Genomic DNA, 19,321 nt, shown 5'->3' with positions numbered 1-19,321 from the left:
TAATTATTTCGAGGATGGCAAGATCTTGACTGTCGTTAACCCACCAAGAAGGACTCAGCTAAATACCATTATTAAATAACCTGTTGTACAGTTTCCCTTATCTCACCCCTTGATTCCATATGTTCAGTCATCATTCCCCAGATGAAACAAGCGAGCTCACGAGCACATGCTGCCTTTGCAACATTGGCGTTCTTGCCATACTCTACAAGGTTGAAGTACTTACTCTTGATCCTTGTTGATCCCCTGTCTGCATATGAAATGATATCTGGAGATATTCCTTTTTGCCTTTCAAGTAGCCTCTTGGATTTTTTGTATGGATTTGTACGTGCAATTGAATTTGCACTTTCACATAGTAGCTTTCTACAGTGACTGTTGCCTGCTTTTGTTATTCCACCTTTTTGAGTGCTTTTACCACTTGAATGTTCTCCTGGACATAATCCTAGGTAAGAAGAAAAAGCTTCTGCCGATGTAAACCTATTATAGTCACCAATCTCTGTAATCATGACCATGGCTACGTGCGTATCTATTCCTGCAAAGCATCTAAGCTTATCAACCTTATCTTTGTATCTGTCTTCTCTTGAAAATTCCTCTATCTTGGCATCAAGTAGCACAATGGCATCATTCAGCCTTGTGACCTCATTCAGGTATTCCTGGATTGTAAGCTTATCTATTGGACTCTCAAATTCTTGCTTCTTGAGCCAAGAGAGATGCTTCTGTGTCCAAGGATTTCCACTATACTTTCTGCCTTTTCTCAAGAGAAATGACAAAAGGTTCTGCTTTGCTTTCTTAAGTGCTTCCTTCCTGTCATCACGCATTCTGATGTAATCCCTATAGGATTCATCTTCTTCAGATAGAGGAACGACTTCAGAGTAAGAGCCCCAATAGACAGCCTTCGCAAGAGTTCTTGCATCCTTTGCATCAGTCTTTACCTTTACACCTGCAGCAGGGCGATAGATACTTGTTGGCGCCATTACGTGACATGTGTATCCTGCTTTTTCAAGATCTCTCTTGAGTCCAAAACCTGTTGGACCAGCCTCATATCCTATTTCAATTGTTACAGGCACTGCTATTTCTTTCTTTAACCTCTTGAGATAGGTAATGACACTCTTCGAGTCTGCTGCAACTGTAGTTTCTGCACTAAAGTTAGTTGTTTGCGGATCAAATGCAGAAATTGAGTATGAATCCTTATGGACGTCGATTCCGATTGCTCTTATAATTTGATTGTTGTTAATCATTGAAGTGATCTCCTTTGTATGAGGTAATGCATATCTTTTGTATTATATACCTTGGATATGCTAAATCCACGATTCTACAAATCCGAGGTCACTTCATATTGTTTTTGCTGTTTTATAATCAAGGTTCTTAAAGGCCTCTTCACTATTAATATAATTTAAAAATAAGGTAAAATCATGGAAATTTAAGCTTTTATATGTTATTTCTTTTAAATAAACAAATTAAAAATTTTTTATTAATTTTTAGAAGGTACAAAAAATCCTTCCTGGAAAACCCAAGAAGGATAGAGAATATTTTAGTATAGTGTTTTATCAACTTGTTTTCTTACTACTTGTTTAAATCATCTGCACGTTGCTTTAAGAAGCCTGCAACAAAGGTATCTCCAAGTCCTATAGTTGTTACCTTATCTTGAGTAACCTCATATGCAGGTACGCAAATTGCAACGTCTTTACTAAATAGCTTATTAAACTCTAAAGCAAAAGGACCACCCTCAGGATCATCCTTTAGCTTAGCAGTTTCATCTAAATCAGATGGAGAAATATTATCTCCTAAGCGGAATCTGGTAGTTGCAAGCTTTGTAGCCTCTAATAAAGCATCATGATAATTTGAAGCATCCTTTGCATAGCAAATAGCCCAATATCTTGAGTGAATTACATAGCGTTTAGCTGGGATAAGCTCAGCAAGCTCCTTTATAGCCAATAATACCTCGTTAGGGTCCAGAAGATTTATTTTCCTTCCAATATGCTCCTGAAGCTCATCCTCATTCATTCCAAAAACATCTACCTTTGCAGCTATTTTTGTCCAAACCTTTATTAGCTCAGGTCTTATTCCATGAGGAGGACATGAGTCCTCATAGTAGATTTCACAATCCTTATCGACGAACTTTTCGATAAGTGTAAATACTTCATCTGCTTTTACTAACGATTTTTCTATATCAGGAATTGTAGTAAAGCCGCCAATTAATAAAACCTTACTTTTGCCACCCTCCTTAAAGAAATCATATGAGAGAGGCATTGTTTGTAAATCTGGATCATGTAGGTACATTGCTCTATTTGCACGAGGAGATTTTATCTGCCAATCATTCCCAGTTATTACAGCATTTTTAGGAAATTGGATTATTAAATGAGGGTAGAATGTATCTTGTGTGTTGCCACAATAATATTTAACACCTTTTGGAAGCAATTCCCTTGTTTCCTTATTTATACTTACTAAATGAAGGTAAGAGAGTATATCTAGCTTAGACAATACTATTGCAGCTCTACTACCAGCTCCACCAATTGTAGTTCTATATTTAAAGTGAGATGAGAACTCAAGGTTGTATTTAATGTCTGTAACGTGGACTGAGGTGCCTTCTCCCTTCATCACCTGATAGCATATTGAGGTTAGTAAATCTCTCAATGAAGATACTACAGTTACTTTTTTTATTTCTTCAAAAGCTAAACCTACCTCTTGAACTAAAGTACTTACTCCTTTATCGTCCCATTCAATTTCAAAATCAATACCATTATTCATGCCTAATGCAATAGATGGACTACTCATTTTATACCTCCAATTTTAAACATGTTTTAGTACTTATATGGAGATTATAAAATAACTTTTGAGTAATATTCAAGAAAAATGATAATATCATGGTTAACTTATTATCAAATATATATAATAACGCAAGAAAAATATTATAAATAATCATATTTTATATTTAAGAACAATTAGTCTTAATGTGAGAAGGATATTGGTTAAAATCTAATTCAATTTTTAGGAGGTATTATGTCAGAAAATGTTAATACATCTCTGATTAAAAGAAAAAAGATAAGCTTTGTACCATATTGGTTCATTCTGCCTGCAGTAATTCTTTTAATAGTATTAATGCTTTATCCTATTATTACAGTTATTTACTACTCATTTATGGATAAGGTAATAACAGTAAAGGAATCACATTTTGTAGGATTTAAAAATTACAAAACAATCCTTGCTGATCCAGTATTTTGGATATCTGTAAAGAATACACTCGTTTATACAATAATCTCTGTATTCTTCCATATGATTATTGGACTCGCTTTTGCACTTCTTCTAAATACAGATTTAATTCCTAGCTTCTTAAAGGGATTATTAAGAGTATGCTTTATTATGCCATGGGTATTAACTGTAACTATTGTAGCTATTTTATGGAGGTTAATCCTCAACCCTGATGGAATATTAAACTACATATTATCAAATATGGGCCTTATGAGTACCAAGATTGCATGGCTAAGTGAAGTAAAAACTGCGATGCCTTCACTTATTTTTATCAACATTTGGTCAGGATACCCATATTTTATGGTAACAATACTCGCTGCCTTACAGGGTATTCCAAAGGATTACTATGAAGCAGCTACTATCGATGGGTGTAATGGCTTTGAAAAGTTTATTTATATTACATTACCTCAGCTAAAGCCTGTAATGCTTAGTATTATCATGCTCGACTTAATTTGGACAATGAGAGTATTTGCACTTGTTTGGTCAACTACTGGAGGTGGTCCAATTACAGCTACAGAGGTATTAGGCTCCTATATTTATAAAAAGGCATATAACATTTTAGACTTCTCAACAGCTTCCGCAGCTTCAGTAATTATTTTGTTGATGTCAATAGTATTGTCAATTTTCTATGTTAAAGCACAGAAGGTAAGGGAGGACTAATATGGCAGGCTCACTTCATTCTATAAAGAAAACTAAAAGGATGCTTAGAGTCCTTCTATTAATACTTGTAATAATTTCTCTAATTTATGTAATGTTCCCAATAGTATGGATGTTCGTTACATCTATAAAGAGTAATAGTGAAATCTTTGCTGTACCTCAGACCTTTATACCACGACAGGGTACAACAGAAGCCTATAATACTGTATTTCACTCATCTACAAGATTAAGATTCTTCCTAAATAGCTTTATTGTTTCATCCGCTGTAACAATTGCTACCCTAGTAGTATCTATCTTAGCTGGCTATGCCTTTAGTAGATATGAGTTTCCAGGCAAGAAGCTTGTTAACATGTTTGTAATTAATACTCAGGCAGTACCACCTATCGCACTTATGATTCCATTCTTTGGAATGATAGTTGCATTAAAGATTTATGATACTTTGTGGGCTCTAATTTTAACCTCAATGGTATTTACCTTACCTTATGGTATTTTGATGATGACTGGATATTTTAACTCAATACCAAAGGCTCTTGATGAGGCTGTTAAGGTTGATGGCGGTGGTCCATTTAGAATTTGTTGGCAATTTTTGGTTCCTATTTCACTCCCAGGTATCGTAGCAACAGGTGTTTATACCTTTATTATGACTTGGAATGAATACTTATATGCACTCACTCTTACAAAGAGCACAGAGATGAGAACTGTACCAGTAGGTATACAGCTCCTAATGGGTGAGCATGCATATGTTTGGAATGAGATGATGGCAATGAGTGTATTGGGCTCTATTCCAGTATTACTTATTTTCTTGTGCTGTCAAAAGTACTTCCTAGCAGGAATGACTGCAGGTGCAGTTAAGAGTTGATTATTATTAAGGAGAAAATATTATGTGGGAAATCACAAATAACAGAAGAGTAATATTTGGTGAGGATAGCGTAAAACAGCTTCCTGATATTTTAAAATGGCAGGGTGTAAAGAAAGTCTTCTTTGTTACCTTTAGTGCTTCAGCAGCTCCTACTAGCAATATAAAGGAGCTATTACAGGACGCAGGTATTAGCTATGTAATATACGATAAGGTTGTTGCTGAGCCTGATTCTGTAGTAATTGATGGTGGTAGAGATTTATTCCTTCAAGAGGGCTGTGACTGTACAGTTGCTCTTGGTGGTGGTAGCGTTATCGATACAGCAAAATCTATCAACATGCTAAGTACAAATGGTGGTTCTGTTGAGGAATATCAGATGGGTGAAAAGCAGGTAACTAAGGAATCTCCTTTCTATGTAGCTATCCCAACAACCTCTGGTACTGGCGCAGAAGGAACTAAAACAGCTGTAGTAAAGAATGTTCATAATGGTTTAAAGAAGAGTCTTTACCATGTATCAATGATTGCAGACGTAGTTATCCTTGATCCAAAGATGACACTAACACTTCCAAAGGCAATAACAGCTGCAACAGGTATGGATGCTCTTTCTCATGCTATCGAGTCTTATGTTTCTAAGAATGCAACTCCAATTACTGAGATGTATGGATTAAAGGCTATTTCATTAATTTCACAATCTCTTGAGAAGGCATGCAATGATCCATCAGATATCGAAGCTCGTGGTAATATGGCATTAGCAAGCTACTTTGGTGGTATGGCTATTACAGCTGGAATTGGTATTGCACATATCTGTGCTCAACCAATTGGAGGTGAATTCCACGTTCCACATGGTGATGCATGTGCTATCTTCCTCCCAGCTTCAATGGAGTTCAATTTAGACTTTGCTGAGAAGAAATATGCTGATATCGCTAGAGCTCTTGGAGTATATGATAGAAATGCAACACAACGTGAAAATGCTGAGAATGCTATTAAGGAGGTTAAGAGAATTAGAAGTGCAGTAGGTGCTCCAGATTCTCTAAGAAAGTATCTTCCTGCAGAGCTTCCTAGTGAGGATTATGTTGCAGATGTAATATTCCGTACATGTGGTCATATCACATGTAATCCTGCTCCTGTAGATAAAGAGGTATATAAGAAATTCTATAGAGAAGCACTTTAATAATTAATTATCTTCCTTGCAAAAAGCCTCATTTAGCACGTTTAAATGAGGCTTTTAATTTATTTAGATGGACCCTTTTTAAGTATCTTTTTGAAGTTAATACTTAAAAGAGTAATTGCTGTAAGAGCAGATGTTATATCACTTATTGGTTCTGCTAGGAATACACCCTTTACACCAATAATTGATGATAGGATTAATACAAGAGGGATAAGCAATATTACCTTTCTCAGTAGTGCCAAAAATAGTGATAGCTTTGTTTGTCCTAGCCCTAGGAAGGTTTGCTGACATGCCATTTGAGAGCCAAATATTCCAATTCCAAAGAAATAGATTCTAGTAAATGGAATAGCATACTCCTTTAATGCTTGGTCACTAGTGAATGCTGATAAAAATACATTAGGAAATAATTCAATTAAAGCAGTGCAGGTACATGCATATGCTATAGCTGTAATTAACATAATCTTAAAAGCAGAGGTTACTCTTTTATTATTTCTTGCTCCAAAATTGAAGCTAATAACAGGCTGAGCCCCCATCGCAAAGCCTTGTAATGGCATCCAAATGAATGACATTATGGAGGTAATTATAGTCATCGTTCCAACTGCTATATCGCCACCTGTTCTTTGAAGTGTTGAGTTAAATACAATGTTAATAGCTGCTTCTGTTGCTGCCATAATAAATGGTGATACTCCTAAAGCAAATACAGGAAGAATTATTTCCTTTGTAATCTTAAACTTCTTTCTATCAAGGTGAAGTATAGTCTTTTTGCCTCTTAAAAATGAGATAACCCATACCATTGATACTCCTTGAGAGATAATAGTTGCTAATGCAGCTCCTCTAGCACCCATATTAAAGACAAAGATAAATATTGGGTCTAAAGCAATATTTAAGGCAGCTCCTATCAAGGTTGTTATCATTGCAAAGGATGAATATCCTTGAGCAGTAATAAAGGTATTCATACCAAGACATACCTGCACAAAGATAGTTCCTATTAGATAGGTTGTAATATATTCATTTGCATACTGGTATGTTATATCTGATGCCCCAAATATATAAAGTAGAGGCTTTTTAAAGGTTAAAAAGAATATTGTTAAAAAAATCGATAGAACAATTAAACAGGTAAAGCCTTGATTTAATATATCCTCTGCCTTCTCTTTATTGCCTCCTCCTAGCTGAATTGCTGCTAGAGGTGCACCACCTGCACCAATTAAATTTGAGAAAGCTGTTATTAGCATTAAAATAGGGAAGGTAATACCAACTCCTGTTAATACTAGTCCACCAGTACCTGGGATATGTCCTAAATATATTCTATCAACTATGTTGTATAGAGCATTAATTAATTGAGCTGTAATAGTAGGTATCGCAAGCTTTAATATTAAGCGTCCTATTGGCGCTTTAGCCATCATTTCATTTCTATCCATAAAAGCTATTGTAGCTTTATTTAAACTTTAAACAAGGGTCTACCTACAGAGGTAATATAAATCCCAAGATGGGATACATATACTCTTTCTTAGAGCATAGGAGTAGCTTGAGTTGATGCGGTCTAAAACAGTAGGAAGATGAAATATATCATCAATTTTATGGTATGCAGATAGTAATATTTTTGGCTTAAATGTCTTAATCGTATTACTAGCTCCTAGTAATCCCTTTTCCTCCTCACCTTCGATATCATATTTAATAAAAGAAGCTTTTTGACCTGAGAGTATAGAGTCAATTGAGCGCTGACAAATTGTATCAGAGCCACCCTTTGAATTACCTCTTCCCTTTCCAAAGGTAAAGCTTGAAAGACCATCACAATTTGAAAGTGCTGCATTTATTAGAGTTACATTTTTTAAATTCTCACAGGCTATAACAAGCTTTTTAAATGTTTTAGGATCTGGTTCTACTGCATATATATGGTTATAGTTCTTACAAAGTGATAAGAAGCGTTTTACTGTATCTCCATTATATGCACCTGCATCGAAGAATATTTCGTTATCTGAAAGCTTTAATAGGCTCCAGTTTTCTTCATCATTTGACCATGAGGTCTCAATATCCTCTAGTCTACCAAATAGACGATGCTTAATATTAGCTTGAAAGACTTCCTTACTTCTCTCATCCTCTAATCTGTTATAAATATTTTCAATTTCTTTTAAATGCTTATCTAAATAGGAGAGTGTAAAGGGCTCTCCATTCTCATCTGTCATTAAATCGGGTATGTAGAGGTCACATTTTGTTGAGATCTCTTTTACATAGGAAATAACATTTAAATCCTTTGTTCCAAATACCATTAGAACGATCATATCATTTCCAAAGCGTGCTAAGCATTCCTCAAAGGAGGTGACAGGGAGACCTAAAAAGGTTCTATTTCTTACAAATCCAGGAGACGCAAATACTCCATCTACCTTTTTATTAAAGCTAGATAGTATTTTTGCCATCATATCTCCACCATTTCCTGTTCCGTAGAAAACGATTGGCCTATTAGTTGTTCTTAATAGTGTCCAAATATCCATAAGCTAATGATACAAAAACTCTAAGGAGAAATTCAATTTTAAAGTAATTGACAAAATAAATAGTAGGACACAATATTTTCCCATGCAAAGTATAGTAATTCGAGCAATTTCCTTTCTATTAATGGTATCGATAGCTTTTACATTAAAGAAGTTAGGTATACTTAAAAAGGAAGATGGTTATGCACTTTCACGTGTAATGATGAATATTACACTTCCATGTGTAATTATAAATAGTTTTGGTACAACTACCTTTTCTGGAAAGCTACTTATATTTATCTTAGTTGGATTAGCAGCTAACTTTATTCTTTTATTAATAAGCTTTTTATTTACTCGAAATGCAAGTAGAGAGGATAAGATTTACTATACGCTCTGTCTTCCAGCTTATAATATAGGCTGCTTTACATTCCCTTTTGCATCCTCTATGTTAGGTCCTCAGGGTGCGTTAACTGTTTGTCTAGTCGATTCAGGTAACTCATTTCAATGCTTAGGCCTTGATTACGCAATAACCAAAGCGATGGTCGATAATAAGAGAGTAAATGTACTATCGATGTTAAAGCCTCTATTAAGAGTTCCATCCTTTGTTTGCTATATTATTTTTATTCCAATTGCTCTAGTTGGAATAAAGCTTCCATCTGAAATATTTACTTTTACTTCCTTAGTTGCTAATGCTAATGGTCCAATTGCAATGTTTATGATAGGGCTATTGCTTGAGCCAACCTTTGATAAAAATGTAACTAAAAAGGTATTAAATGTAATTTTAATCAGATATGGCTTAGCAGCTATTTTAGGATTAATTATTTTTAATACATTCCCATTTTCATATGAGATAAGAAAGGCTGCAGTGATAGTTCTTTTCTCTCCAATATCATCTGCATCCCCTTCATTTACTCTGGACTTAAATGGAAATACTTCCCTTGCTAGTACAGTAAATAGTATCTCAATAATGGTAAGTATTATTTTAATTCCTTTACTTGTTATTATGCTTTAGAGGTCTTTATTGTAGCTGCATAGATGCTATTAATAAGACCTAAGATAGCAGAGAGTGAGAATAGAGTTTCTATACCTGTTACTTGCCAAATCCAACCACCAAATAGAGCAATTAGGATAGAAATAAGATGGTTAACTGAAATTCCTGTAGTAATAGTAGCTCTTACTTCCTCTTCGTTATCTGAAATATCCTGTACATATACATTACTAGCCATTGATGCAAGTGAGATTACTGAATCTAAAAGGTAATTAATACAGCAAACTATAAATGCAATATTCATCGGAAGGAAGTGGTGTGCAAAGCCATAGAAGAAGCATACAACGATTAAGATAAGAGTATCTGATACCATTACTATTTTATATCCAATCTTATCGATTAGCTTTCCAACTATTGGAGAGAGAAAGAAGCAGCATATAGCACTAATTGCAAATAGCATGCTTATTACTGATGCATCTGCTTTGTAAAATAGTATTAATACATATGGTCCAAAGGTGAAGAATATTTGTTTTCTTGCGCCATAAAATATCTCAAGCATGTAGTATTTATTAAACTTTTTTCTGAAGTAAAATCGACTACTGTTCTTTCTAGCTTTTCCATCACTTTTAAGGGCTTGGTTAATTACACAGCTTAAAAGAAGTATGATTAATGATGTTATAAATATTGTTTTAAATGCTGTTATACTTGAAAGAAGAGCAAAGATAATAGCAACAATAATATATCCACCGATATTTCCAAAGTTTGAAATAGCATTTTGAATGCCCATAGAAATACCGCCACACCCTTTATTTGCATAGTTAATAGAGAGCGTGTTCTTCATACCAAGCTGTATGTGCTCTCCTGTTGAATAGACACAAATTGCAATGATTACTAAAACCTTAGAGGGTGGAAGCGCAGCGATTAAAGCAAGTCCTATAAGCATTATAAAGGCACCAAGCTTATATGTGTTTTCAACAGAGACTTCAACTAAAAAGGCTAGAATGAATATTAATAAAAATCCTGGAAGCTCTCTAAAGAATTCTGTAACACCTCTATCAAATTCTCCCATTTTAACAACCTGAGCTAGGTAGTTGTCGAGAATACCTTTATATAGCCCATAGGAGACACCTACACATAAAAGAGAAAGCAGAAATGCTTTATATGATGAATCATTTTTGTAAATATCTTTTAACTTATGCATGGTGTGAGAATATGAATTTAATGCGTTATTTTCAAGTTTTTTTACTTTTTTTTTAAATCTATACATGTTTTAATAAAAATGTAAAAAGGAAGGGAAAAAGGTATATGAAAAAAATATTATTTGTTGCCTCCGAATGTGTACCATTTGTTAAGACTGGTGGACTTGCAGATGTTGTAGGAGCGCTACCTAAGAGTTTCGATAAAAAAGAATATGATGTACGTGTAATGCTTCCAAACTATAGAGCTATTGCTCCAAAGTATAGAGAGAATGCAAAGTGTATCTACTATTTCCAAATGGATAATAGAGTATATGTTGGTGTTCATCAGCTAGAGCTCGATGGTATTACATATTACTTTATTGATAATGAACAATATTTTGGTGGTATGGTTCCATACTATGATTTATATCAGGATCTTGAGAGATTTGCTTATTTTTCAAAGGCTTGTTTATCAGCACTCCCATTAATTGGCTTTAGACCAGATATCATCCACTGTCATGACTGGCAGTCAGCATTAGTACCTGTTTACTTAAATACAGTATTCCAGGGAGATGAATTCTTTAGAGGTATTAGAACAATAATGACTATCCACAACCTAAGATTCCAGGGTACTTGGGATGTTGGTCACATTAAGTGGGTATCAAAGCTTCCAGATGAATGCTTTGTTCCAGGTCGTTTAGTAAGTCCTTTCCAAGATACATCTATTCCACAAAATAGCTGGAACTGTTCTATGATGAGAGGTGCTCTTACCTATTGTGATTACATCACAACAGTAAGTAATACATATGCTCAAGAGATTCAAACTCCAGCCTTTGGTGATGGCTTAGATGATATCCTTGCTTGGAGAAGAGAGAGACTTTGGGGAATTATCAATGGTATCGACTATGATATTTGGAATCCTTCAAAGGATGATAAGCTTGTAGCTAATTACAATACAAAGACCCTAAAGAAGGGTAGAGCTGCTAATAAGAAAGCACTTCAGAAAGAGCTCGGCCTTAAGGAAGATGAGAATGTATTTACAATCGGTCTTGTTTCACGTCTCACAGACCAAAAGGGCTTAGATTTAATCGATAACATTATGGATCGCCTTTGTAATATGAATATCAACATAGTTGTTCTTGGTACTGGTGCTAGAAACTATGAGGATATGTTTAGATATTATGAAGGTAAGTACTATAACAAGGTTAGAGCAAAGATTTGCTACTCAGATGCTCTTGCTCACAAAATCTATGCAGGCTGTGATGCTCTCTTAGTTCCATCTGCATTTGAGCCATGTGGCTTAACACAGTTAATCTCACTTAGATATGGTACAATTCCAATAGTACACGAGGTAGGTGGTCTTAAGGATACTGTTAAGCCATATAATGAATTCGATGGAACAGGTACAGGATTTTCATTTAGAAACTACTTCTCTGGTGAGCTTTTAGATAGAATTAATGCAGCTTATAATCTCTACACAAACAATAGAAAGGAGTGGGAGAATATGCAAAAGCGTGGCATGAAGGAAGATTGGTCTTGGACTAATTCTTCAAAGATTTATATGGATCTTTACAATAGAATGTAAGAGTTAAAAGAGTCCTCATTAATTTGGGGACTCTAACTAATTAGGGGAAATTTTTCATCTAATTTCCCTTATTCTAAATCTAGATATAATCAATTATTCTTTTATTACTCTTATTGCCGCAAAGGTTGGGATATTTAATTCGTGTAGATGTCCATCTCCATTAGTGTCTTCAAAGATATTTGTTAGCTTAAAGCCTGCATTTAAGAGTGCAGTTAAATGTTCGCCTAGGGTATGAGAGAACTGAATGCCAGCATCATCTTTCATCAGCTCCTCCATAAGCAAAGGATTCTCAAGTGGATTAAATGGAAGAGAATGTGTAATTTCTCTTTCATCTATATCCTTTACTATGTAGTTAATTCCATTATCAACACCTGTTAGTAAGATCCCATCCTTTGAAAGGATTCTATAGCACTCCTTCCAAAGAGGTTCAATTTTCTCAATATAGCATGTTGATACAGGGTTAAATATTAAATCAAAGGAGGAGTCATCAAAGGGAAGAGGCTTTGACATATCAGCTTTTACAAGCTTAATTTCATATCCCTCTCTTATTGCAACTTCCTTTTCTCTTTCAAGCTGCATATCTGAGTAATCTAGGACTGTAACATCTGCACCAAGAGCTTTAAAAATAGGACCTTGTTGACCACCACCAGATGCAAGAGCTAATACTCGTTTTCCATTTAATGGACCAAACCACTCATGTGGTACGCTTTTTGTAGGAGTAAGAACGATATCATATTCTCCTTCCTTTGCTTTTAAATATGCTTCATGAGAAACTGGAATTGACCAAAGCCAACCATTCTTTACCCAGGAATCAACAACCTTTGAATTCTCATTTGTATAGTTTTCTCTATTGATCATATAACCCACTTTTTTATTCCATAAGCAACACCATCCTCATCACAGGAGAGTGTAATGTGCTCTGCTAAGGCTTTTATTTTATCAACTGCATTAGCCATTGCTATAGGGTGCCTACAAACCTTGAACATCGCAATATCGTTATCAAAGTCACCAAAGCAATATGTATTTTCTATATCACAGTTTAGATGTGCACAAATATCCTTAACTGCAGAACCTTTATCACATTGAGGTGTATTTACTTCAACATATCTTGATGAGGAAGGAACTATCATAAGCTCAGGTAGTAGCTTTTTAGCTCTTTGGATAAAAACTTTATTTTTCTCACTATCACCTACAGTTAAATATTTATGTATTTTTTTAGACTTAGCATACTCTAAAATGTTCATTTGTATTCCAGGGCGTTTAACAATACTAAGCTCATCCTTATACTCTTCATCATCACTATTAGCTCCCCAGCTACCTTCAGGAAAGTATAATAAGCCAACCCCACATTCCTTTCTTAGCTCTTCAAGCTTTTCTAGAGTTTCATATTCAAAGTAATGCTCATTAATAACATTGCCATTATTATCAAGAATATATGCCCCATTTAAGGTTGCTAAATATGGTTTAAAGGGGAGATTATCTGTTATTTCTAAAAGACCATCACGAGCTCTTCCTGAGCAAAGAGTAATAATAACTCCTTTATCGTGAGCTTCCTTTAGAGCTACTTTAGTATTTTCAGTTAATATATGCGCTCTATTTAGTAGTGTTCCATCTATATCAAGAAATAGTGTTTTTATCATTTTTTCAAAACTCCAGTAAGATATTATCATAATTTGTGCTAATATCGAGTAGTTATGACACCAAAAGAAATATTAGAAAAGAGAGATATGCTCTCTTATACAGATTTGATTGATCAAATCGAAAGAGGAATTGGTAAGGTAATCTATTGTGGTATGGATGGAATTGTCACAGTAGTTGATGATTATTGTGGTTTTATCGCTCCCTTTGATAGTGATGTAAGACCATTTATAGAGCTTTTACCAAGATCTGTAGAATTAATTTCAATCCATAGAGAGCATGTATCGACAGTAATGAAGGAGTATGGCTATCGCTTAAAAACTCCATGCTCACTCTATGTTTATACAAAGGATGAGGATGTAGCTGTTAGAAAGCAGGATATAAGAGTTCTTGATACATCATATAAAGATGTTATGCACGAGCATTATCATCTTATCGACGATATCGATTACATTGTAGACCGTTTAGAAAAAGGGGTTGTAAGGGGTATTTTTGTCGATAATAATTTAGCGGGCTTTATGGCCGAGCATAGTGAGGGTGCTATGGGACTTCTTGAGATTTTTCCTGAATATCAGCATAGGGGACTTGCATATGATTTAGAGGGCTCATATATCAATGAAATGAGAAAAGACCATAGAATGTATTGCAATGTTGTTAATGGAAATATAGCTTCAGAAAACCTTCAATTAAAGCTTGGTCTTGTAAAAGCAGATAAAGCCTCTGATTGGTATTCAATATATTAGTAAATTAATGATTTTGAAGTATAGGGAATATAAATGTTTATGTATTAATCCTTTATGATGAGAGATCAAAAGAAGCTCAACATAAAAGTTTAGTAGCCGCTTTAAGTTATCAACCGTATGAAAAATAGAACAAATAGAGTGATTAAATATTTATAATTAAAGCCTATTTGCAATAATATTGACAAAAATAGCTAAGTTCTGTAGTTTATTGTGCATAAAACAAAGGCGTTTTTCCGTAGGGGAAGAACGCCTTTCTTCGTTTTTAGGGGAGGATAGGATTATGTGTGGTTTCGTTGGAATGTTTGACATTGCAAAGGATGCATCTCAATATAGAGATTGTGTTAAAGAGATGTCTAGAAAGATACGTCACCGTGGACCAGATTGGTCTGGAATTTTTACAGGCCCTGATTGTGTAATCTCACATGAGAGACTTTCAATCGTTGACCCATTATCTGGTAAGCAGCCATTATATAGTAAGGATGGAAAATTAGTACTTGCTGCTAATGGTGAAATATACAACCACCAAGAAATAAGAGAGCGATATAAGGATAAATATGAATTCCTAACCAAATCAGACTGTGAAGTAATCCTAGCTCTTTATCAGGATAAGGGCTGTGACTTCCTTGAAGACTTAAATGGTATATTTGCTTTCTGCTTATATGATAGCGAAAAGGATACCTACATGGTCGCTCGTGACCATATCGGTATTATTCCTCTTTATCAGGGATGGGATAGTGATGGTCACTACTATGTTGCTTCTGAATTAAAGGCTTTGGAAGGTAAGTGTGCTACTATCACAGAGTTTATGCCAGGAACTTACTTTTCATCAGAGACTGGAAAAACTGTTCAGTGGTATAAGAGAGATTGGGAAAGCTATGATAATGTAAAGGATAATGATGCCTCTGTTGATGCTCTTAGAACTGCTCTTGAGGAAGCTGTAAAAAGACAGATGATGAGTGATGTACCTTATGGCGTATTACTTTCTGGTGGTCTTGATAGCTCTATTATTGCTGCAGTTACTGCAAAGTTTGCTAAGAACAGAATTGAGAGTGGGGATGCAGAAGCTGCTTGGTGGCCACGCTTACACTCCTTCGCAATTGGTCTTGAGGGTTCTCCTGATTTAATAGCAGCTAAAAAGGCCGCTGATTTCATTGGAACTGTACACCATGAGGTTCACTTTACAATACAGGAAGCTCTTGATGCTATTGATGATGTTATTTACCACCTTGAAACATATGATATTACTACAGTAAGAGCTTCTACACCTATGTTCCTCTTGGCAAGAGTAATTAAGAGTATGGGTATTAAGATGGTACTCTCTGGAGAGGGCTCAGATGAGCTATTTGGTGGATACTTATATTTCCATAAGGCTCCAAATGCAAAGGAGTTCCATGAGGAAACAGTTAGAAAGCTCTCAAAACTACATCTCTATGACTGCTTAAGAGCAAACAAAGCACTTGCAGCTTGGGGTGTTGAGGGAAGAGTTCCATTCCTTGATAAGGAATTTATGGATACAGCTATGCGCATAAACCCAAAGGCAAAGATGGCTGTAGATGAAAATGGAAAGCACAGAATTGAAAAGTGGATTTTAAGAGAAGCCTTTAAAGACTATTTGCCAGAGGAAATTGTTTGGAGACAAAAAGAGCAGTTTAGTGATGGTGTAGGATACTCTTGGATTGATACCTTAAAGAAGCTTACTAGCGAAGAGGTAAGTGATGCTCAGTTTGCACTTGCAGATAAGAGATTCCCTATAAATACACCTGCAACTAAGGAGGAGTATTACTATAGATCAATCTTTGCTCGTCACTTCCCATCTGAATCAGCTGCTAAGTGTGTACCTCATGAAGCATCTGTTGCATGCTCAACTGCTAAGGCTCTCGAGTGGGATGAAGCATTTAAGCATATGAATGAGCCATCAGGAAGAGCTGTTGCTGGCGTCCATGATAAGGCTTATTAATTAAAGTATTTCTAGTGGAGTTGGGTTGAACTTTACCATGTGTATGTGGTCTTCCCATACTCCATTGATGTATAAATAATTTTTAGAATACCCCTCCTCTATAAAGCCACATTTTTCTAAAACTCTTTTAGATGCAATGTTTTTAGGCATTACATTAGCTTCAATTCTATGAAGCTTTATTACCTCAAATGCATAATGAATGACCTCATTTACAGATTCTGTCATATACCCTTTATTAATATAATCTTTATCTAAGCTATAACCTAAGAAGCATGAGTGAAAGCACCCTCTTACAATATTATTTAACGCAATAGTTCCTATAACCTTATTATCAAGAGTGATATAAAATCTAACACCAGTTCCATTCTTTTCATTTTTTATTGCATTCTTTAATAGAAGCTCTATAGAAGAAAGTGTAAAGAAATTATCATCTCTTTTACTTTCATATGGAGCTAAGAACTCTCTATTTCTTATGTAGTAATCTAAAATTAGTGGAGCAAGCTTCTTATTTGCTTTAACAAGGGTAACCATAGTTTTTGTTTTACCATATATATTTTAAAAAGTGTAATTTATATTAAGTGCAGGTTGAAAGTTTAATTAGATGATGCTGGAAATATTTATAATTTTGCTATACTAAAATAGTAACAAATAGTAACAAAGAATATGATAACTAGCATAGAAAGAGCTCCCTATATTTTCTTCTTATTACATGATTTAAATCTCTCTTTAATAAGATGAAAGGTTTAGATCATATGAGATATACAAAAGATTTAACATTGCTTGACACATATCAAGAATTATTGCAATCTATTTTTCGGATAGGAAATATAATGTATAGCTTTAGATTTTACATGTGCATGTCTATGATGATGTCCCTGGATAAAACCGAGGGCTTTTCCTGTCTGTGATAAGCAAGTAAATAAAAACGGATAACGGAGAGCCTAGGAGCTCTCCATTTTTTTTGTGAGGATTAGATGATTGAGATTGAGAATGTGACTAAAATCTTTAGGACTAAGGCCGGTACTGTAGAAGCACTTAAGGATGTGTCTCTAAAGATTGAAAAGGGAGAGACCTATGGAGTTATTGGTTACTCCGGAGCAGGTAAGTCTACATTAGTTAGATGTATTAACTTCTTAGAGACTCCTGATATAGGTGCTGTTACTATCGATGGAACAAGGATTGAAATTGATAATGAAAAGCTTTTTCTAGTTAAGGATGGAGAGAAAACAAGACTTTCTGAAAAGAGCTTAAATAAGCTTAGAAGCTCAATTGGTATGATCTTCCAGCACTTTAATCTTCTTGATAGATCAAATGTATTTGATAATATTGCATATCCACTAAAATATACAGGAAAGAGTAAAAAAGAAATTCACGATAGAGTATTTGAGCTTCTTGAGCTAGTTGGCCTTGAGTCAAAGGTAAATGCTTATCCATGTGAGCTTTCAGGTGGTCAAAAGCAGAGAGTTGCAATTGCAAGAGCTCTTGCTAATAACCCTAAGATTTTACTTTCCGATGAAGCAACTAGTGCTCTTGATCCCGATGCTACAGAATCTATTCTTAACCTTTTAAAGGATTTAAATAAGAAGTTAGGAGTAACAATTGTTGTTATCACACATGAAATGGGTGTTATTAAATCTATTTGTGACCGTGTAGCTGTAATGGAGAAGGGTAAGGTAGTTGAAGAAGGAAGAGTATATGATATCTTCTCTAACCCAAAGCAGCCTATTACACGCAAGTTTGTTAACTCAACATCATCTCTCTCAAAGGTTGATGAACTTGTTAAGAAGGATTCCCCTCTTGTTAAATCACAAGCAGGAGAGAGTAGACTCTATCGCTTAGTCTTTGATAAGAGTGTTAATAATCCTGTTATCTCTGAGGTTTCAAGAAAGTTTAATGTCGACTTTAATATTATCCTCGCAAATGTTGAAGCAATCGGAGACCAAACTATTGGTGCCATGATTGTAAAGCTCTCAGGAGAGGATAAAGCAATAGATGCAGCACTTACATATCTTAGTGCTACAAAGGTAAGAGTGGAGGCAGTTTGATGGAAAATTTTATTAAAACAGTAGCTCCAAATATTTGGGCATATAGAACACGTTTCATCCAAAGCTTATTAGATACTTGGTCTCTATTTTTAATTCCAGGTATCATATCATTTATTTTAGGTATCTTCTTTGGTGTGGTTCTTACTATTACAAAGAAGGGTGGTATTAAACAAAATACAGTTATTTTTAGAATAATTGATACTATTATCAATATTTTTCGAGCTATTCCATTTGTAATATTACTAATTTTCTTAATTCCTTTTACACGCTTAATTGTTGGAACAGCTATTGGCGTAAGAGGTGCAGTAATTCCTTTAATTTTTGGTACAGTACCTTTCTTCTCTCGACAGGTAGAAACAGCTTTAGCAAATGTTTCACCTGGAAAGATAGAGGCTGCTAGAGCAATGGGTTCGGGAATATTTGGTCTTATATTTAGAGTTTATCTTCATGAGGCAGTTCCTGAGCTTGCTAGAGTAACTACAATTACAGCTATTAGCTTAGTTGGGCTAACTACAATGGCTGGTGCAGTAGGTGCTGGTGGTATTGGTTCCTTTGCAATTAACTATGGTCAAGGTCAAGGACACCCTGATATCGTTAATGTTTGTGTTGTAGTACTTCTTGTCGCAGTTTGTATAATCCAAGCCATTGGTTCATTTGTAGCAAAGAAAACAACAAATAGAACCTTTATACATAAAATTTACAAAAAAGATAATATCTAATATTGCATAAATATTCGTTTAGTGGTACCATTTGGACATCTTTCATAGGAGGGCAACAATGAATAATTATAAGAAT

The 19,321-nt window shown here is 34.9% G+C and carries 17 protein-coding genes; 9 read left to right on the top strand and 8 right to left on the bottom strand.

The features are described 5' to 3' along the window. Positions 1–71: 71 nt before the first annotated feature. The gene (locus tag FYJ80_RS03500) at positions 72–1,235 is read right to left on the bottom strand and encodes an IS110 family RNA-guided transposase (protein WP_154424744.1); all 1,164 of its coding nucleotides are present in this window, start codon (positions 1,233–1,235) and stop codon (positions 72–74) included. A gap of 325 nt (positions 1,236–1,560) precedes the next feature. After that, positions 1,561–2,772, bottom strand: a complete 1,212-nt coding sequence (locus FYJ80_RS03495; protein ID WP_154424743.1) for an ADP-dependent glucokinase/phosphofructokinase — start codon at positions 2,770–2,772, stop codon at positions 1,561–1,563. A gap of 225 nt (positions 2,773–2,997) precedes the next feature. Between FYJ80_RS03495 and FYJ80_RS03490 the strand changes: the two genes are divergently transcribed. Genes FYJ80_RS03490 through FYJ80_RS03480 form a run of 3 tightly spaced genes read left to right on the top strand, consistent with a single transcriptional unit; the run spans position 2,998 to position 5,930 of the window. Next, a complete protein-coding gene (locus FYJ80_RS03490; protein ID WP_154424742.1) occupies positions 2,998–3,906 on the top strand; it encodes a carbohydrate ABC transporter permease in 909 nt (302 codons plus the stop codon). Position 3,907: 1 nt separating this feature from the next. After that, complete coding sequence (locus FYJ80_RS03485; RefSeq protein WP_154424741.1) at positions 3,908–4,762, top strand: carbohydrate ABC transporter permease; 855 nt, start codon at positions 3,908–3,910, stop codon at positions 4,760–4,762. A 22-nt stretch (positions 4,763–4,784) separates the two neighbouring features. Further along, positions 4,785–5,930, top strand: coding sequence for an iron-containing alcohol dehydrogenase family protein (locus FYJ80_RS03480; protein ID WP_154424740.1), 1,146 nt, complete (start codon positions 4,785–4,787; stop codon positions 5,928–5,930). Between the two features lie 59 nt (positions 5,931–5,989). On the opposite strand, the gene FYJ80_RS03475 is transcribed toward FYJ80_RS03480, so the two are convergent. Together FYJ80_RS03475 and FYJ80_RS03470 are read right to left on the bottom strand one after the other, a co-directional pair. Further along, positions 5,990–7,345 (bottom strand): MATE family efflux transporter, encoded by a 1,356-nt coding sequence (locus FYJ80_RS03475; RefSeq protein ID WP_154424739.1) that lies wholly within the window; start codon positions 7,343–7,345, stop codon positions 5,990–5,992. A gap of 39 nt (positions 7,346–7,384) precedes the next feature. Next, the gene (locus FYJ80_RS03470) at positions 7,385–8,416 is read right to left on the bottom strand and encodes an FkbM family methyltransferase (protein WP_154424738.1); all 1,032 of its coding nucleotides are present in this window, start codon (positions 8,414–8,416) and stop codon (positions 7,385–7,387) included. Positions 8,417–8,498: 82 nt separating this feature from the next. Between FYJ80_RS03470 and FYJ80_RS03465 the strand changes: the two genes are divergently transcribed. Further along, entirely contained in the window at positions 8,499–9,404 is a 906-nt protein-coding gene (locus tag FYJ80_RS03465) for an AEC family transporter (protein ID WP_154424737.1), read from the top strand. Here the strand turns inward: FYJ80_RS03465 and FYJ80_RS03460 are convergent. Further along, complete coding sequence (locus tag FYJ80_RS03460) at positions 9,394–10,581, bottom strand: MFS transporter (protein WP_154424736.1); 1,188 nt, start codon at positions 10,579–10,581, stop codon at positions 9,394–9,396. The genes FYJ80_RS03465 and FYJ80_RS03460 overlap by 11 nt on opposite strands. A gap of 104 nt (positions 10,582–10,685) precedes the next feature. On the opposite strand from FYJ80_RS03460, the gene FYJ80_RS03455 reads away from it, so the two are divergent. Next, a complete protein-coding gene (locus FYJ80_RS03455) occupies positions 10,686–12,143 on the top strand; it encodes a glycogen synthase (RefSeq protein ID WP_154424735.1) in 1,458 nt (485 codons plus the stop codon). A 93-nt stretch (positions 12,144–12,236) separates the two neighbouring features. Here FYJ80_RS03455 and FYJ80_RS03450 read toward each other — a convergent pair whose 3' ends face one another. Beyond that, a complete protein-coding gene (locus FYJ80_RS03450; RefSeq protein WP_154424734.1) occupies positions 12,237–13,001 on the bottom strand; it encodes a class I SAM-dependent methyltransferase in 765 nt (254 codons plus the stop codon). Continuing rightward, complete coding sequence (locus FYJ80_RS03445; RefSeq protein WP_206360942.1) at positions 12,998–13,783, bottom strand: Cof-type HAD-IIB family hydrolase; 786 nt, start codon at positions 13,781–13,783, stop codon at positions 12,998–13,000. The genes FYJ80_RS03450 and FYJ80_RS03445 overlap by 4 nt, the downstream gene beginning before the upstream one ends. A 54-nt stretch (positions 13,784–13,837) precedes the next feature. On the opposite strand from FYJ80_RS03445, the gene FYJ80_RS03440 reads away from it, so the two are divergent. Continuing rightward, positions 13,838–14,524 carry a GNAT family protein gene (locus FYJ80_RS03440; protein ID WP_154424732.1) on the top strand — a complete coding sequence of 229 codons (687 nt, stop codon included), beginning with the start codon at positions 13,838–13,840 and terminating at the stop codon, positions 14,522–14,524. A 280-nt stretch (positions 14,525–14,804) separates the two neighbouring features. Continuing rightward, positions 14,805–16,481: an asparagine synthase B gene (gene asnB / locus FYJ80_RS03435; RefSeq protein WP_154424731.1), complete on the top strand. Its 1,677-nt coding sequence runs from the start codon at positions 14,805–14,807 to the stop codon at positions 16,479–16,481. On the opposite strand, the gene FYJ80_RS03430 is transcribed toward asnB, so the two are convergent. Further along, positions 16,482–17,012: a GNAT family N-acetyltransferase gene (locus FYJ80_RS03430; protein ID WP_154424730.1), complete on the bottom strand. Its 531-nt coding sequence runs from the start codon at positions 17,010–17,012 to the stop codon at positions 16,482–16,484. A 443-nt stretch (positions 17,013–17,455) separates the two neighbouring features. On the opposite strand from FYJ80_RS03430, the gene FYJ80_RS03425 reads away from it, so the two are divergent. Both FYJ80_RS03425 and FYJ80_RS03420 read left to right on the top strand, forming a co-directional pair. Further along, a complete protein-coding gene (locus FYJ80_RS03425; RefSeq protein WP_154424729.1) occupies positions 17,456–18,526 on the top strand; it encodes a methionine ABC transporter ATP-binding protein in 1,071 nt (356 codons plus the stop codon). Then, the gene (locus FYJ80_RS03420) at positions 18,526–19,245 is read left to right on the top strand and encodes a methionine ABC transporter permease (protein WP_154424728.1); all 720 of its coding nucleotides are present in this window, start codon (positions 18,526–18,528) and stop codon (positions 19,243–19,245) included. The genes FYJ80_RS03425 and FYJ80_RS03420 overlap by 1 nt, the downstream gene beginning before the upstream one ends. Positions 19,246–19,321: the final 76 nt, after the last annotated feature.

It is taken from the genome of Bullifex porci (assembly GCF_009695635.1).
GTDB classification, from domain to species: Bacteria; Spirochaetota; Spirochaetia; order Sphaerochaetales; family Sphaerochaetaceae; genus Bullifex; species Bullifex porci.
Note: the sequence above shows the minus strand (reverse complement) of the source record. Positions and strands in the feature narration are given on the sequence as shown.

Excerpts from the sequence above, each read along its gene's own strand:
- FYJ80_RS03500 (WP_154424744.1), bottom strand. The coding sequence starts at position 1,235 with ATGATTAACAACAATCAAATTATAAGAGCAATCGGAATCGACGTCCAT.
- FYJ80_RS03495 (WP_154424743.1), bottom strand. The coding sequence starts at position 2,772 with ATGAGTAGTCCATCTATTGCATTAGGCATGAATAATGGTATTGATTTT.
- FYJ80_RS03490 (WP_154424742.1), top strand. The coding sequence starts at position 2,998 with ATGTCAGAAAATGTTAATACATCTCTGATTAAAAGAAAAAAGATAAGC.
- FYJ80_RS03485 (WP_154424741.1), top strand. The coding sequence starts at position 3,908 with ATGGCAGGCTCACTTCATTCTATAAAGAAAACTAAAAGGATGCTTAGA.
- FYJ80_RS03480 (WP_154424740.1), top strand. The coding sequence starts at position 4,785 with ATGTGGGAAATCACAAATAACAGAAGAGTAATATTTGGTGAGGATAGC.
- FYJ80_RS03475 (WP_154424739.1), bottom strand. The coding sequence starts at position 7,345 with ATGGATAGAAATGAAATGATGGCTAAAGCGCCAATAGGACGCTTAATA.
- FYJ80_RS03470 (WP_154424738.1), bottom strand. The coding sequence starts at position 8,416 with ATGGATATTTGGACACTATTAAGAACAACTAATAGGCCAATCGTTTTC.
- FYJ80_RS03465 (WP_154424737.1), top strand. The coding sequence starts at position 8,499 with ATGCAAAGTATAGTAATTCGAGCAATTTCCTTTCTATTAATGGTATCG.
- FYJ80_RS03460 (WP_154424736.1), bottom strand. The coding sequence starts at position 10,581 with ATGCATAAGTTAAAAGATATTTACAAAAATGATTCATCATATAAAGCA.
- FYJ80_RS03455 (WP_154424735.1), top strand. The coding sequence starts at position 10,686 with ATGAAAAAAATATTATTTGTTGCCTCCGAATGTGTACCATTTGTTAAG.
- FYJ80_RS03450 (WP_154424734.1), bottom strand. The coding sequence starts at position 13,001 with ATGATCAATAGAGAAAACTATACAAATGAGAATTCAAAGGTTGTTGAT.
- FYJ80_RS03445 (WP_206360942.1), bottom strand. The coding sequence starts at position 13,783 with ATGATAAAAACACTATTTCTTGATATAGATGGAACACTACTAAATAGA.
- FYJ80_RS03440 (WP_154424732.1), top strand. The coding sequence starts at position 13,838 with ATGACACCAAAAGAAATATTAGAAAAGAGAGATATGCTCTCTTATACA.
- asnB (WP_154424731.1), top strand. The coding sequence starts at position 14,805 with ATGTGTGGTTTCGTTGGAATGTTTGACATTGCAAAGGATGCATCTCAA.
- FYJ80_RS03430 (WP_154424730.1), bottom strand. The coding sequence starts at position 17,012 with ATGGTTACCCTTGTTAAAGCAAATAAGAAGCTTGCTCCACTAATTTTA.
- FYJ80_RS03425 (WP_154424729.1), top strand. The coding sequence starts at position 17,456 with ATGATTGAGATTGAGAATGTGACTAAAATCTTTAGGACTAAGGCCGGT.
- FYJ80_RS03420 (WP_154424728.1), top strand. The coding sequence starts at position 18,526 with ATGGAAAATTTTATTAAAACAGTAGCTCCAAATATTTGGGCATATAGA.